12 protein-coding genes and 2 rRNA genes are annotated in these 16,326 nt (G+C 45.6%); 12 read left to right on the top strand and 2 right to left on the bottom strand.

Annotation, left to right across the window (positions count from 1 at the left end):
• The first annotated feature begins 4 nt into the window (after positions 1 to 4).
• From VYM24_RS24570 to leuB, 9 genes are all read left to right on the top strand, one after another.
• Positions 5 to 2,887: ribosomal RNA gene (locus tag VYM24_RS24570) — 23S ribosomal RNA — on the top strand.
• 69 nt (positions 2,888 to 2,956) lie between these two features.
• A 5S ribosomal RNA gene (gene rrf / locus VYM24_RS24565) occupies positions 2,957 to 3,066 on the top strand.
• A 118-nt stretch (positions 3,067 to 3,184) separates the two neighbouring features.
• Positions 3,185 to 3,424 (top strand): hypothetical protein, encoded by a 240-nt coding sequence (locus VYM24_RS24560; protein ID WP_330941109.1) that lies wholly within the window; start codon positions 3,185 to 3,187, stop codon positions 3,422 to 3,424.
• A gap of 369 nt (positions 3,425 to 3,793) precedes the next feature.
• Entirely contained in the window at positions 3,794 to 5,287 is a 1,494-nt protein-coding gene (locus tag VYM24_RS24555; RefSeq protein ID WP_044263508.1) for a 2-isopropylmalate synthase, read from the top strand.
• A 128-nt stretch (positions 5,288 to 5,415) separates the two neighbouring features.
• Positions 5,416 to 6,813: a 3-isopropylmalate dehydratase large subunit gene (leuC, locus tag VYM24_RS24550; protein WP_299096614.1), complete on the top strand. Its 1,398-nt coding sequence runs from the start codon at positions 5,416 to 5,418 to the stop codon at positions 6,811 to 6,813.
• A 234-nt stretch (positions 6,814 to 7,047) separates the two neighbouring features.
• On the top strand, positions 7,048 to 7,635 hold the full coding sequence (gene leuD / locus VYM24_RS24545) for a 3-isopropylmalate dehydratase small subunit (protein ID WP_044263507.1): 588 nt from the start codon (positions 7,048 to 7,050) through the stop codon (positions 7,633 to 7,635).
• Positions 7,632 to 9,185, top strand: coding sequence for an alpha-isopropylmalate synthase regulatory domain-containing protein (locus VYM24_RS24540; RefSeq protein ID WP_299096612.1), 1,554 nt, complete (start codon positions 7,632 to 7,634; stop codon positions 9,183 to 9,185). The genes leuD and VYM24_RS24540 overlap by 4 nt, the downstream gene beginning before the upstream one ends.
• Positions 9,182 to 9,451 (top strand): hypothetical protein, encoded by a 270-nt coding sequence (locus VYM24_RS24535; protein WP_259320477.1) that lies wholly within the window; start codon positions 9,182 to 9,184, stop codon positions 9,449 to 9,451. Before VYM24_RS24540 ends, VYM24_RS24535 begins: the two co-directional genes overlap by 4 nt.
• On the top strand, positions 9,441 to 10,502 hold the full coding sequence (leuB, locus tag VYM24_RS24530) for a 3-isopropylmalate dehydrogenase (protein ID WP_007214989.1): 1,062 nt from the start codon (positions 9,441 to 9,443) through the stop codon (positions 10,500 to 10,502). Before VYM24_RS24535 ends, leuB begins: the two co-directional genes overlap by 11 nt.
• Here leuB and VYM24_RS24525 read toward each other — a convergent pair.
• Positions 10,499 to 11,407 carry a cation diffusion facilitator family transporter gene (locus VYM24_RS24525; protein ID WP_299096606.1) on the bottom strand — a complete coding sequence of 303 codons (909 nt, stop codon included), beginning with the start codon at positions 11,405 to 11,407 and terminating at the stop codon, positions 10,499 to 10,501. The genes leuB and VYM24_RS24525 overlap by 4 nt on opposite strands.
• 226 nt (positions 11,408 to 11,633) lie before the next feature.
• On the opposite strand from VYM24_RS24525, the gene cysK reads away from it, so the two are divergent.
• Both cysK and VYM24_RS24515 read left to right on the top strand, forming a co-directional pair.
• Positions 11,634 to 12,584 carry a cysteine synthase A gene (gene cysK / locus VYM24_RS24520; RefSeq protein WP_044263505.1) on the top strand — a complete coding sequence of 317 codons (951 nt, stop codon included), beginning with the start codon at positions 11,634 to 11,636 and terminating at the stop codon, positions 12,582 to 12,584.
• A gap of 125 nt (positions 12,585 to 12,709) precedes the next feature.
• Complete coding sequence (locus VYM24_RS24515; RefSeq protein ID WP_291550660.1) at positions 12,710 to 13,534, top strand: tetratricopeptide repeat protein; 825 nt, start codon at positions 12,710 to 12,712, stop codon at positions 13,532 to 13,534.
• Between the two features lie 172 nt (positions 13,535 to 13,706).
• Here the strand turns inward: VYM24_RS24515 and recQ are convergent, their stop codons facing one another.
• Positions 13,707 to 15,515: a DNA helicase RecQ gene (gene recQ / locus VYM24_RS24510; protein WP_330941108.1), complete on the bottom strand. Its 1,809-nt coding sequence runs from the start codon at positions 15,513 to 15,515 to the stop codon at positions 13,707 to 13,709.
• Between the two features lie 278 nt (positions 15,516 to 15,793).
• On the opposite strand from recQ, the gene VYM24_RS24505 reads away from it, so the two are divergent.
• A complete protein-coding gene (locus VYM24_RS24505; RefSeq protein ID WP_007214984.1) occupies positions 15,794 to 16,258 on the top strand; it encodes a helix-turn-helix domain-containing protein in 465 nt (154 codons plus the stop codon).
• Positions 16,259 to 16,326: the final 68 nt, after the last annotated feature.

Below are 16,326 nucleotides of genomic sequence, written 5' to 3'. Positions count from 1 at the left end.
AAGACTAAAAGTAAGTAAGGGCGCATGGCGGATGCCTTGGCTCTCGGAGGCGATGAAGGACGTGATAAGCTGCGATAAGCCGCGGGTAGGTGCAAATAACCTTTGATCCGCGGATTTCCGAATGGGACAACCCAATATCTTGAAGAGATATTATCCATCTAATGATGGAGGCGAACGCAGGGAACTGAAACATCTTAGTACCTGTAGGAATAGAAAATAAATAATGATTCCCCTAGTAGTGGCGAGCGAACGGGGAACAGCCCAAACCATATGTGTTACGGCATGTATGGGGTTGTAGGACCACGTCGTGGGACGACAGTTAGTGAGTAGAATGATCTGGAAAGTTCAGTCATAGACGGTGATAACCCGGTATACTAAGCTAACTTAACCCTAGTGGTATCCTGAGTAGCGCGGGACACGAGGAATCTTGCGTGAATCTGCCGGGACCATCCGGTAAGGCTAAATACTCCCGAGAGACCGATAGCGAACCAGTACTGTGAAGGAAAGGTGAAAAGCACTTCGAACAGAAGAGTGAAATAGTCCCTGAAACCATGCGCCTACAAGCGGTCGGAGCAGCTTTTAGCTGTGACGGCGTGCCTTTTGCATAATGAACCTACGAGTTACTTTTTCCGGCAAGGTTAAGGATCTTGAGATCTGCAGCCGAAGCGAAAGCGAGTCTTAATAGGGCGGATAGTCGGAAGGAGTAGACGCGAAACCAAGTGATCTACCCTTGGCCAGGTTGAAGGACAGGTAACACTGTCTGGAGGACCGAACCGATAAGCGTTGAAAAGCTTCCGGATGAGCTGAGGGTGGGGGTGAAAGGCTAATCAAACTTGGAGATAGCTCGTACTCCCCGAAATGCATTTAGGTGCAGCCTTGATTTATACTAATATGAGGTAGAGCGACTGATAAGATGCGAGGGCTTCGCCGCCTATCAAGTCTTGACAAACTCCGAATGCGTATTAGTTCTATATCAGGAGTGAGGGCATGGGTGCTAAGGTCCATGTCCTAAAGGAGAACAATCCGGACCATCAGCTAAGGTCCCGAAATAATTGCTAAGTTGATCTAACGAAGTCAGATTGCTAAGACAGCTAGGATGTTGGCTTGGAAGCAGCCATTCATTTAAAGAGTGCGTAACAGCTCACTAGTCGAGGAGTTTGGCGTGGATAATAATCGGGCATAAGCAATTTACCGAAGCTATGGGATGTTTATACATCGGTAGGGGAGCATTCCACTCCGCGTTGAAGGTGAAGCGTGAGCTTTGCTGGAGCGTGTGGAAAAGCAAATGTAGGTATAAGTAACGATAAAGGGGGTGAGAAACCCCCTCGCCGAAAGACTAAGGTTTCCTGATCAACGCTAATCGGATCAGGGTTAGTCGGGTCCTAAGGCTCAGCCGAACGGTGAGGCCGATGGCAGAACAGGTTAATATTCCTGTACTACCTTAAGGAGTGACGTGGAGACGGAGGCGTGACAGTGCCGCGGACTGACGGAATAGTCCGTTGAAGGGTGTAGATGTTGATCGGGGTAGGCAAATCCGCTCCGAGAGTCGAACCTGATAGTATGGAGCGTTCTTCGGAACAATCCAATAGCGCATGTAAACATACTCCCAAGAAAATCCGCTAAACTTAATCTTTAAGGTACCCGTACCGCAAACGGACACACGTAGTCGGGTTGAATATACTAAGGCGCTTGAGTGATTCACGGTTAAGGAACTAGGCAAATTGACCCTGTAACTTCGGGATAAAGGGTCCCCGCTGCGAGGCGGGGCGCAGAGAATCGGTCCAGGCAACTGTTTAACAAAAACACAGGGCTGTGCCAAATTGAAAGATGAAGTATACAGCCTGACACCTGCCCGGTGCTGGAAGGTTAAGAGGAGATGTCATCGCAAGAGAAGCATTGAATTGAAGCCCCAGTAAACGGCGGCCGTAACTATAACGGTCCTAAGGTAGCGAAATTCCTTGTCGGGTAAGTTCCGACCTGCACGAATGGTGTAATGATCTGGACACTGTCTCAACCGTGAGCTCAGTGAAATTGTAGTATCGGTGAAGATGCCGATTACCCGCGATGGGACGAAAAGACCCCGTGAACCTTTACTATAGCTTAACATTGAATTTGGGTAATTGATGTGTAGGATAGGCCGGAGGCTTTGAAACAGGTACGCCAGTATTTGTGGAGCCGCTGTTGAAATACGGCCCTTTGGTTATTTGAGTTCTAACTCGCGCTGCGAGGACACTGTTTGGTGGGTAGTTTGACTGGGGTGGTCGCCTCCAAAAACGTAACGGAGGCTTCTAAAGGTGCCCTCACGACGATTGGTAACCGTCGGCAGAGTGTAATGGCATAAGGGCGCTTGACTGGGAGACTCACAAGTCGATCAGGTAGGAAACTAGAGCATAGTGATCCGGTGTTTCTGTATGGAAAGGACATCGCTCAAAGGATAAAAGGTACTCCGGGGATAACAGGCTGATCCCTCCCAAGAGCTCATATCGACGGAGGGGTTTGGCACCTCGATGTCGGCTCGTCACATCCTGGGGCTGGAGAAGGTCCCAAGGGTTGGGCTGTTCGCCCATTAAAGTGGCACGCGAGCTGGGTTCAGAACGTCGTGAGACAGTTCGGTCTCTATCTATCGTGGGCGTATGAAATTTGCGTGGCTCTGACACTAGTACGAGAGGACCGTGTTGGACTGACCTCTGGTTTACCAGTTGTGCCGCCAGGTGCATTGCTGGGTATCTAAGTCGGGATTGGATAAGTGCTGAAAGCATCTAAGTACGAAGCCAGCCACAAGATTAGATTTCTTAGGGTCGTTGAAGACTACAACGTTGATAGGATGCAGGTGTACAGGTGGTAACATCATAGCCGAGCATTACTAATTGCCCGTTGACTTTTGGTCCTTGCCTTGTATGGCGGATATATACGTTCAGTTTTCTAACTTTGCTTTTTACATCGTGTCTAACTTATTTCAGGTGACTATAGCATCAGGGTTCCACCTCTTCCCATTCCGAACAGAGAAGTTAAGCCTGGTCACGCCGATGGTACTGCGTCAAGTGGGAGAGTAGGTAGTCGCCGTTTTTGAAGGAAAGCCTCCATATCGAAATGATATGGAGGCTTTTTGTGTTTGTATAATTCTAATTTTTTGCTTATATTTGCGCCGCACTATTTATTATTAATGTTTAAAGCAAAATTAGAGATGAAGACAAAGTTATTTTTGGTAGCTGTTGCAGTTGTATTTTCTTTCGCCGTGACTTCTTGTGGTAACAAAAAAGCAGCTAATACTGAAGTAGAAGCTACTGAAGTTGAAGTTGTAGAAGAAGCACAGGCATGTGATTCAGTACAAGCTTGCTGCAAGGCAGATTCTGCAGCTTGTGATAGTACAAAAGCTTGCTGCAAAGAGAAAAAAGAATGTGATAAAGCTTGCGATAAGAAGTAATTCTTATCACATAGAATCATATAAAAAGGAGTATACTACTTTGTATACCCCTTTTTTGTTATACTTTATAGAGTTATTTAATAACAAACTTATAAAATGATGCTTTTTTAGAGAAAAAAGTAACGAATTTGTTTGTGTGCTACGAAATTATCTATACCTTTGCACCGTCATAATAAAAACAAGAAGATAAAAATGATACAGAACTTTACATATATTCTACTGTGTGGTATTATTATTCTACTGGCAAGGTTTAGTGGAAGTGAGTGCTGTGCGTGAATATATGTAACGATTAGGATATTCGAAAGCCTTTCTCACTTCCAAGTGTGAAAGGCTTTTTTTAATGGCAATAATTTATAAAAACTATAAGAAATGAGTGACAAGTTATTTATTTTCGACACAACGCTCCGCGATGGCGAGCAGGTTCCGGGATGCCAATTGAACACAGTGGAAAAGATTCAGGTAGCAAAGGCATTGGAACTGCTGGGCGTGGATGTTATCGAAGCCGGATTCCCGATTTCCAGTCCGGGAGATTTCAACTCTGTTATTGAAATATCCAAAGCGGTGACATGGCCTACTATTTGCGCGTTGACCCGTGCGGTACAAAAAGATATAGATGTAGCTGCGGATGCTCTGAAGTTTGCCAAGCACAAACGTATTCATACAGGTATCGGTACATCGGATTCGCATATCAAGTATAAATTCAATTCCAATCGTGAGGAAATCATCGAACGTGCAGTAGCTGCCGTGAAGTATGCCCGCCGTTACGTGGATGATGTGGAGTTCTATGCAGAAGATGCAGGTCGTACGGACAATGAATATCTGGCTCGTGTGGTGGAAGCTGTAATTAAAGCGGGTGCTACAGTAGTGAACATCCCGGATACGACCGGTTACTGTCTGCCGGACGAATATGGAGCGAAGATCAAGTATTTGATGGAGCATGTGAGTGGTATTGAAAAAGCAATCCTCTCTACACACTGTCATAATGACCTGGGAATGGCTACTGCAAATACGATGGCCGGTGTACTGAATGGTGCCCGCCAGGTAGAGGTTACGATCAATGGTATCGGTGAACGCGCAGGTAATACTTCGCTTGAGGAAGTGGCTATGATTATCAAATGCCATAAAGATATTGAAATTGAAACGAACATCAATACACAGAAGATTTATCCGACAAGCCGCATGGTTTCAAGTTTGATGAACATGCCGGTGCAGCCTAACAAGGCTATCGTAGGTCGCAATGCCTTTGCGCATTCATCGGGTATTCATCAGGATGGTGTGTTGAAGAATGTGCAGACTTATGAAATCATCGACCCGCACGATGTGGGTATTGACGATAATTCTATCGTATTGACTGCCCGTAGCGGACGTGCTGCTTTGAAGAATCGTTTGCAGGTATTAGGCGTGGATCTTGAACAGGAACAACTGGACAAGGTATATGAAGCTTTCCTGAAATTGGCGGATAAGAAGAAAGATATTAATGATGATGATATCCTGGTGCTTGCCGGTGCAGACCGTACACAGAACCACCGCGTGAAACTGGAATATCTGCAAGTGACCAGTGGAGTAGGTGTACGTTCGGTTGCCAGTCTGGGACTGAATATCTCCGGTGAGAAGTTTGAAGCGGCTGCCAGTGGAAACGGTCCGGTAGATGCGGCGATAAAGGCTTTGAAGAAGATCATTGATCGCCATATGACACTGAAGGAATTTACGATCCAGGCTATCAGCAAAGGTAGTGACGATATGGGTAAGGTACACATGCAGGTGGAATATGACAATCATATCTATTATGGTTTCGGTGCGAATACGGATATTATTGCCGCATCGGTAGAAGCTTATATTGATTGTATCAATAAGTTCAAGTAGTTACGAGCTACGAGTAGTGGTTGTATGTTTTAATAATTAATATTAGGAATAAAAAGAACAGTTTACAAGTTATGTGCTATACCGAAGGGCTCTTGTAGCTCGTAACTTGTAGCTAACAACTAAAAGATATGAATACATTATTTGATAAAATCTGGGATGCCCATGTGGTTCAGCAAGTGGAAGATGGTCCCACACAGTTATATATAGATCGGCTTTATTGCCATGAAGTAACCAGTCCGCAGGCTTTTGCGGGAATGCGCGCACGTGGTATCCAATGTTTCCGTCCGGAAAAGATTATTTGTATGCCCGACCATAACACACCGACCCACGACCAGGACAAGCCGATTGAAGATCCGATTTCGAAAACACAGGTGGATACACTGGCCAAGAATGCGGAAGATTTTGGATTGACACATTTCGGCATGCTTCATAAGAAGAATGGTATCATCCATGTGGTAGGTCCGGAAAGAGGCTTGACATTACCGGGAATGACGATTGTATGTGGTGACTCGCATACTTCAACCCACGGTGCGATGGGAGCAGTGGCTTTTGGTATCGGTACAAGTGAGGTCGAAATGGTAATGGCTTCACAATGTATCTTGCAGACACGCCCGAAGACAATGCGCATCACAGTGGACGGAAAACTGGGTAAAGGTGTGACGGCAAAAGATATTGCTCTTTATATGATGTCTAAAATGACAACGAGCGGTGCAACCGGTTATTTTGTAGAATATGCCGGAGAAGCAGTTCGCAGTCTGACCATGGAAGGACGTCTGACGCTGTGTAACCTGAGTATAGAAATGGGTGCACGTGGTGGTATGGTGGCACCGGATGAAGTGACATTCGAATATATCAAAGGCCGTGAATATGCTCCGGCAGGTGAGGAATGGGAGAAGGCGTTGGCATACTGGAAGACGCTGAAGAGCGATGAGAATGCTACGTTTGATAAAGAAGTGCATTTTGATGCGGCAGATATCGAACCGATGATTACATACGGAACAAATCCGGGTATGGGTATGGGTATCACGCAGCATATTCCCACGACTGACGGAATGGGAGAGGCTGCAAAAGCTTCATTCCTGAAATCAATGGATTATATGGGCTTCCAACCCGGTGAGAGAGTATTGGGCAAGAAGATAGATTATGTGTTTTTGGGTGCTTGTACGAATGGACGTATTGAAGATTTCCGTGCTTTCGCCTCGTTAGTGAAGGGGCATAAGAAGGCAGAACATGTGGTTGCCTGGTTGGTACCCGGTTCGTGGATGGTAGATGCACAGATTCGTGAAGAAGGCTTGGATAAAGTATTGGAGGAAGCAGGTTTTGCTATCCGCCAGCCGGGATGTTCGGCTTGTCTGGCAATGAATGATGATAAGGTGCCTGCCGGAATGTATGCGGTTTCTACAAGTAACCGTAACTTTGAAGGTCGTCAGGGACCGGGTTCACGCACGTTGCTTGCCAGTCCGCTGGTAGCGGCTGCAGCGGCGGTGACGGGAGTGATTACGGACCCGAGAGAACTGATTGGATGATGTTTCTGCCGGAGGTAAAAATAGTTTATCCGTATCCGGACTCACAGAGACATACGTATCTCACCTCTCATGACATACGTATCTCACCCCTCATGAGAAGCGCATGTCACCACCCATGAGAAGCGCATGTCATCACCACCCCCTCCAGGATGTGCTGTAGCGGGGGTAAAATCCATTTTCAGCCGGTTTTCCCGTTGCTGGAAGATAATAAAACGATATTAAAATAATAGGACAATGAAACAGAAATTCAATATCATCACCAGTACTTGTGTCCCCCTCCCATTGGAGAATGTGGATACAGACCAAATCATCCCTGCACGTTTTCTGAAAGCTACGACGAAAGAAGGCTTCGGAGAGAATCTGTTCCGCGACTGGCGGTATGACAAGCAAGGAAACAAAATCGACTCTTTCGTTTTGAACGATCCGACCTATAGCGGACAGGTGCTTGTGGCCGGGAAGAACTTCGGTTCGGGCAGTAGCCGCGAGCATGCGGCATGGGCCATTGCAGATTATGGTTTCCGCGTGGTAGTCAGCAGTTTCTTTGCAGATATCCACAAGAATAATGAACTGAATAATTTCGTATTGCCTGTAGTGGTGAGCGAACCGTTCCTGAAAGAATTGTTTGATTCCATTGCCGCCGATCCGAAAACGGAGGTAGTGGTGAACCTGCCGGAACAGACAATCACCAACAAGGCAACAGGCAAAAGTGAGACTTTCGAAATCAATGCTTACAAGAAACATTGCCTGATGAATGGCCTGGATGACATCGATTTCCTGGTAGAGAATAAAGATAAAATAGAAGCTTGGGAAAATAGAAAATGAAGTATAAACAGCCCCAAATAGAAATCATGGACACCACGCTCCGCGACGGTGAGCAAACCAGCGGTGTGTCGTTCGTCCCCCATGAAAAGCTGATGATAGCCCGTCTGCTATTGGAAGAACTGAAAGTAGACAGGGTGGAAGTGGCTTCGGCACGGGTTTCGGACGGTGAGTTCGACGCGGTCAAGATGATATGTGACTGGGCGGCGCGGCGTAATCTGTTGCCCCGGGTGGAGGTGTTGGGTTTCGTAGACGGGCATACGTCGGTAGACTGGATACACGCTACCGGCTGCCGCGTCATTAATCTTCTGTGCAAAGGTTCGCTGAAGCATTGCACATGTCAGTTGAGAAAGACCCCTGAAGAACATATCGAGAATATTATTGGCGTAGTGAATTATGCCAATGAGCAGGATATGGAAGTGAATATTTACCTGGAAGACTGGAGTAACGGGATGAAAGATTCTCCGGAGTATGTCTTCCAGATGGTGGATGCACTGATGCACACGAATATCAAACGGTATATGTTGCCTGATACACTGGGTGTACTGAATCCGTTGCAGGTCATCGAATATATGCGGAAGATGGTGAAGCGCTATCCGTATGCTCACTTCGATTTCCATCCGCATAATGACTACGACCTGGCAGTGAGCAATGTGCTGGCCGCCGTGCTGAGTGGCGCGAAGGGACTTCATACCACGATCAACGGTCTGGGCGAACGTGCCGGTAATGCGCCGTTGTCCAGTGTGCAGGCTATTCTGAAAGATCATTTCAATGCTATCACTAACATTGACGAAGGGCGTCTGAATGAAGTCAGCCGGGTGGTTGAGTCTTATTCGGGCATCGCCATACCCGCCAATAAACCGATTGTAGGTGAAAATGTGTTCACGCAGGTAGCGGGAGTACATGCCGATGGAGACAATAAGAGTAACCTTTATTGCAACGACCTGTTACCCGAGCGTTTCGGGCGCAAGCGTGAATATGCACTGGGCAAGAACAGTGGTAAGGCGAACATCCGTAAGAATCTGGAAGACCTGGGACTGACGCTGGATGAGGATTCCATGCGTAAGGTGACGGAACGGATTATCGAGTTGGGTGACAAGAAAGAGCTGGTTACCCAGGAAGATTTGCCTTATATCGTTTCGGATGTACTGAAGCACGGAGTGATGAATGAGAAAGTGAAACTGAAGACATACATCGTGAACCTTGCTTACGGTCTGAAGCCGATGGCTACGCTGAAGATTGAAATCAACGGACAGGAATTTGAAGAAAGTTCCAGCGGTGACGGTCAGTATGATGCTTTTGTACGTGCTCTGCGTAAGATTTATAAGGTGACGTTGGGACGCAAATTCCCCATGCTGACGAACTATGCCGTAACCATCCCTCCCGGTGGGCGTACCGATGCTTTTGTGCAGACCGTGATTACCTGGAGCTATGACGGCACAGTGTTCCGTACACGCGGACTGGATGCCGACCAGACGGAGGCAGCGATTAAGGCGACAATGAAGATGCTGAATATTATTGAAGATGACTATGAACTTAAAAAATCAGAATGATGAACCCCGCTGAGAAAAAGAAATCATTCTTTGAAAATCATCCGAAGGTATGTTATGCGCTGTATGCAGTCTTGCTCTTTGCTTTCAATCTCTTTCTGCGTTGGAAGGATAGGGAGTTGAGTGCGGACGAATATTTCATCTCTGCTATCAATACCCTTATACTAACAGCGGGTTTTGTGTGGGGCGACCGTTATCGTCGCAAAAATCTTGTGAATCAGAAGAAAATAGAAGAATACCTAAAAAATAAAGAAAACAATGGATTTTAAAATTGCAGTATTAGCCGGTGACGGCATTGGCCCGGAGATTTCCACCGTAGGTGTGGACGTAATGACCGCCGTATGTGAGAAGTTCGGACATAAAGTAAACTACGAATATGCCATCTGCGGTGCAGATGCTATCGACAAAGTGGGCGATCCGTTCCCCGAAGCTACTTATGAAGTTTGTAAAAACGCGGATGCTGTTTTGTTCTCGGCTGTAGGCGATCCGAAATTTGACAATGATCCTACTGCCAAAGTACGTCCCGAACAGGGTCTGCTGGCTATGCGTAAGAAACTGGGATTGTTTGCCAATATCCGTCCGGTACAAACTTTCAAATGTCTGCTCCATAAATCACCGCTTCGTGCAGAACTGGTGGATGGCGCAGATTTTCTTTGTATCCGCGAACTGACCGGCGGTATGTATTTCGGTGAGAAGTATCAGGACAACGACAAAGCGTATGATACCAATATGTACACTCGTCCGGAGATTGAACGTATTCTGAAAGTTGGTTTTGAGTATGCCATGAAACGCAATAAGCACCTCACGGTGGTAGATAAAGCCAATGTGCTCGCATCTTCACGCCTGTGGAGACAGATTGCCCAGGAGATGGCACCGCAATATCCTGAAGTGACTACGGACTATATGTTCGTGGACAATGCAGCCATGAAGATGATTCAGGAGCCTAAATTCTTTGATGTAATGGTTACCGAAAATACATTTGGTGATATCCTTACGGATGAAGGTTCCGTAATCAGCGGCTCTATGGGATTGCTTCCTTCGGCTTCTACAGGCGAAAGCACTCCTGTATTCGAACCGATCCACGGTTCATGGCCACAGGCTAAAGGTTTGAACATCGCTAATCCGTTGGCGCAAATCCTTTCGGCTGCCATGTTATTCGAATATTTCAATTTGCTGGAAGAAGGCGCGTTGATTCGCAAAGCCGTAGACGCTTCTCTGGATGCTAACGTCCGTACACCGGAAATTCAGGTAGAAGGTGGTGCGAAGTATGGTACCAAAGAAGTAGGAGCATGGGTGGTAGATTATATCAAACGTAGCTAATCTTCGGCAAATACGGCTTCATAATGTTCACCCGGAACTTCAAACTCCAGGGTGGCATGGCCGATGCCGAAATCTTCAAGCCGGTGACGGATGAGGTGTTTCACCTCTTGCATACCTTCCGGTTGCTTTAAAACAATATGGGCTGTCAGTGCATTCTCTGTGGTGCTGATGGCCCATATATGTATATGGTGAACGTCGTCAACGCCGGGAAGGACACGGATGGCTTCTACTACTTTCTGACTATCTATACTTGCGGGTACGCCATCCAGCGTCAGCCGAAGACTGTCATGCAGTAAATCCCACGTAGAGATGAGAATGACAACAGCCACAATCAGACCGATAATCGGGTCGATAATATACCAGCCGGTCCGGCTGATAACGATACCTGCCACTAATACTCCCACTGATACCAAAGCATCTGCCGCCATATGCAGATAAGCTCCTTTTACGTTCAGGTCTTTTTCCTTATCTTTCATAAAGAGGAAAGCCGTGAATGCATTGATCAGTACACCCACACCCGCTACCCAAGCAATGGCTCCACCGGGAACAACTGCCGGATTACTTAGCTTATGAATACTTTCGATGACAATGGCGCCTACGGCTACCAGCAAAATGACTGCATTGAGCAGGGATACCAGGATCGTACTTTTTTTATAACCATACGTATAGTGTTCATTGGCTTTGATTTTGGCCAGGCGGAAAGCCAGCAATGCCAGCACGAGACTAACTACATCGCTTAGATTGTGTCCTGCATCGGAAAGCAGCGCGAGGGAGTTGAACCAGAAACCGGCTGCGAACTCTATGACGACAAAGGCTAAATTGAGAACAATGCCTATAATAAATGCCTTGTTTAGCGACTTTGCGTTGATGGTATGGCTATGCTGATGTGAATGTTCGTGTGACATATATTTAGTAAGGTATAAGAGTTATATAAATTTTATTATGCAAATTTACGTGATAGAAATGTAACACTTGAACGGTGAAATAGTTTTTTATCTATCTTTGCTTAGAAACGAAGATAAGCTGCGCCTCTGCATAAAAAATGAATGAGTTCATTTTATTCTGCTTTCGGTTTGCATTATCTTTGTACGAAGATACCTGCAAGTGAGGATATTTAATAATTAGATTGTTATGGCAAAAATAGCAAAGAACCTGACGGAACTTATCGGTCGTACTCCGCTTATGGAATTAGTGGAATACAGTCGTAAATATGGACTGAAACAGAATATTATCGCAAAGTTGGAAGCATTCAATCCGGCTGGGAGTGTAAAGGATCGTGTGGCGCTTGCCATGATTGAAGATGCAGAAGCGCGCGGAGCACTGAAGCCCGGTGCGACGATTATAGAGCCTACCAGTGGAAATACCGGTGTGGGACTGGCGATGGTTGCTACAATCAAAGGATATCACCTGATGCTCACGATGCCCGAAACCATGAGTATAGAGCGTCGTAATCTGCTGAAAGCGCTGGGTGCTGAAATTGTACTGACAGATGGATTGACCGGTATGGCAGGCTCCATTGCAAAGGCGCAGGAGTTGAGGGCGTCTATTCCCGGTTCAATCATCCTTCAACAATTTGAAAATCCTTCTAACGCACAGATTCATACGCTTACTACAGGTGAAGAAATCTGGACGGATACAGACGGAAAAGTGGATGTCTTTGTTGCCGGAGTGGGAACAGGCGGAACCATCTGCGGAGTGGCACGTGCCTTGAAAAAACATAATCCGGATGTGTATATTGTTGCTGTAGAACCGGAATCTTCTCCTGTTCTGGAAGGCGGAGTGGCAGGGTCGCATCGTATTCAGGGAATCGGAGCCAATTTTGTTCCTGCTATTTATGATGCCTCTGTTGTAGATGAAGTGCTTCCTGTGCCCGATGATGAAGCAATTCGTGGCGGACGCGAGTTGGCGTCTACCGAAGGATTACTGGCGGGCATATCTTCCGGTGCGGCTGTATATGCAGCGCGCTTGCTGGCACAACGTCCGGATTTTGCGGATAAGAAGATTGTAGTTCTTCTGCCTGATACGGGAGAGCGTTATCTGTCGACAGAGCTGTTTGCATTCGAGACTTATCCGCTGGATTAGTTAGCCTTATTAAACGTTTCGTTGCGTATTAGGGAACCGTTAGTTTCGTCTAATGAAACTCTTGGTTTCAAGCAATGAAACTAACGGTTCCCTACTTTGACATAATCTTTAAATAATATAGAAATATGAAGAAGGCTATTCTTTCTTTCCTTATATATATAATAGGTATATCTCCTGTGTGTGCCCAAACTTACCAGGAACTTTCGGACCGTGCCATTGCTTGTACGGAACAGGATAGTCTGGCACAGGCGGAAAATTATATCCGCCAGGCTTTGAAACTGGAACCTGCTAATCCGCATAATGCCTTATTGTTTTCTAATCTCGGTACTATACAACGTCGGCAACGGGATTATGATCAGGCTTTAGAATCCTACACGTATGCCTTGAACATTGCTCCACGGGCTGTTCCCATTCTCTTGAATCGTGCCGCACTGAATCTTGAAATGGGACGGAATGAGCAGGCACGTGTAGACTATTCTTTAGTGCTGGATCTGGAAAAGGATAACCGGGAAGCACTCCTGATGCGTGCCTATATTTATGTGACTCAGCGCGATCTCAAGTTTGCCCGGGCAGATTATGAGCGATTACTGAAGCTCGATCCTCAGAATTATAATGCCCGTTTAGGACTCGCCACTCTGGAGCAAAAAGATGGAAACTTACAGAAGGCCTTGGAGATATTGAATAAGATGTTGGTAGAAGATCCGCAGGATGCAGCCTTATACGTAGCACGTGCGGGGATAGAACAGGACATGCAGCATGTCGATCTGGCAATGATTGATCTGGAAGAAGCTCTAAAACTGAATCCTTCGCAGACGGAAGCCTATCTGATGCGCGGACAGATCTACCTGTCCCAGAAGAAGAAAAAATTGGCAAAGCAGGATTTTGAGAAAGCAATGTCTCTTGGAGTGCCGCAGGCGGATCTCAGGGGATTGCTACAGCAATGCAAGTGATAAGTGGTTTAACATCTTTAGTATATTATTTTTCATCCGCAGATAATACAGATGACGCAGCTTTAAAAGGCGGTACTATGATCTTGATAAATAAAAAAACGTGTAATGCGTGTTATCTGCGGATGAAAAATGAATTATTATTTATGCCATAAGAAATCCCGCTAATGGGTTATTAAACGTATTTCTTAATTAACTCGACAAAATCCTTCCCGTATTTCTTCTTTTTATATTCACCGATTCCGCTGATATTGCCGAATGCTTCCATTGTAGTAGGGCGGGCGGTGCTGAGTAAATGCAATACCTTGTCGGACAGTACAATATAAGCCGGTAGTGCTTCTTGATCTGCGAGCCTTTTCCGTAACGCACGCAGGGCTTTGAAAAGTTCTTCACTTTCCGTGTTCGGTAATCCCAATGGTAGCTCTCTGACCGGAATGGTTGATTTTTTCTTTCGTCCTTTGGCGGGTGCGAACTCTTCACGTCGGATTACTGCTAAGCGTGCTTGCGCCCGCCCGAAGAGAACATCATTACCGCTGCTTGTTATTTTCAGATGATTGTTCTCGTTATATGCTATTTCAAAATAACCCAGTTGTAGCATTTGCAACAAGTAGTCCTGCCAGTCACGGGCGGGAACTTCACGTCCGGCACCGAAAGTTTTCAGTTGCTGGTAGCCTTTCTCCGATACATCCGGAGTATTATTTCCGCGTAAGATATCTACAAGAATACTCGTGCCGATCTGCTGTTCCGTACGGACGATAGCACTTAGAGCTTTTTGTACAATCACAGTGCCGTCAAAACGTTGGGGTGGATTTTTGCAGACATCACAGTTCCCGCAATCCTCTGTAGTGGCTTCTCCGAAATAACTCAACAGGATGCGACGCCGGCAAACATCAGCTTCAGCATATTGTTGCATACGTTGTAATTTCTCCAGGTTGATACCTTGTTGACCGCTTTCCGTCGCAAACTTGGTTAATAGAATGAGGTCGGCCAGAGAATAAAATAAGAGAGTATCACTTGGCAACCCATCTCGTCCGGCACGCCCAATCTCCTGGTAAAAACTCTCTATACTTTTAGGCAGATTGTAATGGATGATCCAACGCACATTGCTTTTGTCAATCCCCATACCGAAAGCAATCGTGGCACAAACTATTTGTACACGGTCGTTGATGAAGTCATCCTGTGCTTCATCCCTCCGTGCGGAAGATAATCCGGCATGATAAACTGCCACATGTAACCCTTGTTTTTGCAGCATCTGTGCCACTGTCTCTGTTTTGTTGCGACTCATGCAATAGATGATGCCGCTTTCACCGCGATGGCGACCAATGAAATCCAGTATGGCTTTACTTTTTTCTTTCTGTTGGTATCCTCGTTTTACGGTAAGGCTCAGGTTGGGACGGTCGAAAGAAGAGATGAAAACCTTCGGCTGGTTGAGGTGTAACTGCCGTACAATATCTTCACGTGTAATTTTATCTGCCGTAGCTGTAAGAGCTATGACTGGAATATTCGGAAACATCTCGTGTATGAATCCCATTTGTGCATATTCCGGACGAAAATCATGTCCCCATTGTGAAATGCAATGTGCTTCATCGATGGCAAATAATGAGATGTGCATATCTCTTAAAAGATAGTTGGCTTCTGCTATTAATTTCTCAGGCGAAATGTAGAGTAATTTCAGCTTTCCTTCCATGCAAGAACGGCGTAGGGCGGCATTTTCCGTCTCATCGTTACTGCTGTTCAGTGCGCCTGCGGCTACACCGTTGGCACAAAGTGATTCCACCTGATCTTTCATCAGGGAAATTAAAGGGGAAACTACTACGGCAGTTCCTTCGCACAACAGGGCCGGAAGCTGGTAACAAATGGACTTTCCACCTCCGGTAGGCATCAATACCAAGGAATCTTTTCCGGCCAGTAATGTGCGGATAATCTCTTCCTGTAAGGGACGGAAACTATCATAACCAAAATATCGTTTAAGCGTCTGTATCATTTTCGTTGATAAAGTTTTATTCTGCAAAGGTACATTAATTATTGTATATAAAACAAGCTGGTAAACGTATTCATTTTATATCATAACCTCTTTTGCAAAAGTTAAAGTTTCTTATTAAATCGGCTTAAATACTACTTTTCAACCTTTTTCGTTGTTTATAGGTCAAAAATATGTACGAGAAAAGTTGCGTATTAGAAAAAAATGTCAGACTTTTGTAAAGTCTAAAGGAAAATCCTTCGGGCTTTCATTTTTTAACAAACCCTAACCAGTTAATTCAAATGAGTGATTTAGAAAACAAGAATCAGGAAGCGGCTACTAAGAAGCGCCCCTATAACCTGAGAGAGAAAAAAGAGAAGAATGCTGCTTACCGCTCGTTGATTCGTCCGGAATTGGCAGATGAGTTGTATGACAAGATATTGAATATCGTAGTTGTGCAGAAGAAGTACAAAGATCCCGACTACTCGGCTAAAGACTTGGCGAAAGAGTTGAAAACCAACACTCGCTATCTGTCCGCTGTAGTAAATTCTCGTTTTGGTATGAACTATTCATGCCTATTGAATGAGTACAGAGTAAAAGATGCTAAGCATTTATTGACGGACAAGAGATATGCCGACAAGAATGTAGAAGAAATCAGCACGATGGTAGGTTTTGCCAACCGTCAGTCTTTTTACGCTGCATTTTACAAAAATGTAGGTGAAACTCCTAACGGATATCGTAAAAAACACGCAGATAAAAAGCAGTAATTCTGCTTAGAACAATGTATAAAAAGGGAATATTCCGGAGCGTTTGTTTCGGAATACTTCCTTTTCGT

The organism is Bacteroides sp. MSB163 (assembly GCF_036416795.1).
In the GTDB taxonomy this organism is placed as follows: Bacteria; Bacteroidota; Bacteroidia; order Bacteroidales; family Bacteroidaceae; genus Bacteroides; species Bacteroides maternus.
Note: the sequence above shows the minus strand (reverse complement) of the source record. Positions and strands in the feature narration are given on the sequence as shown.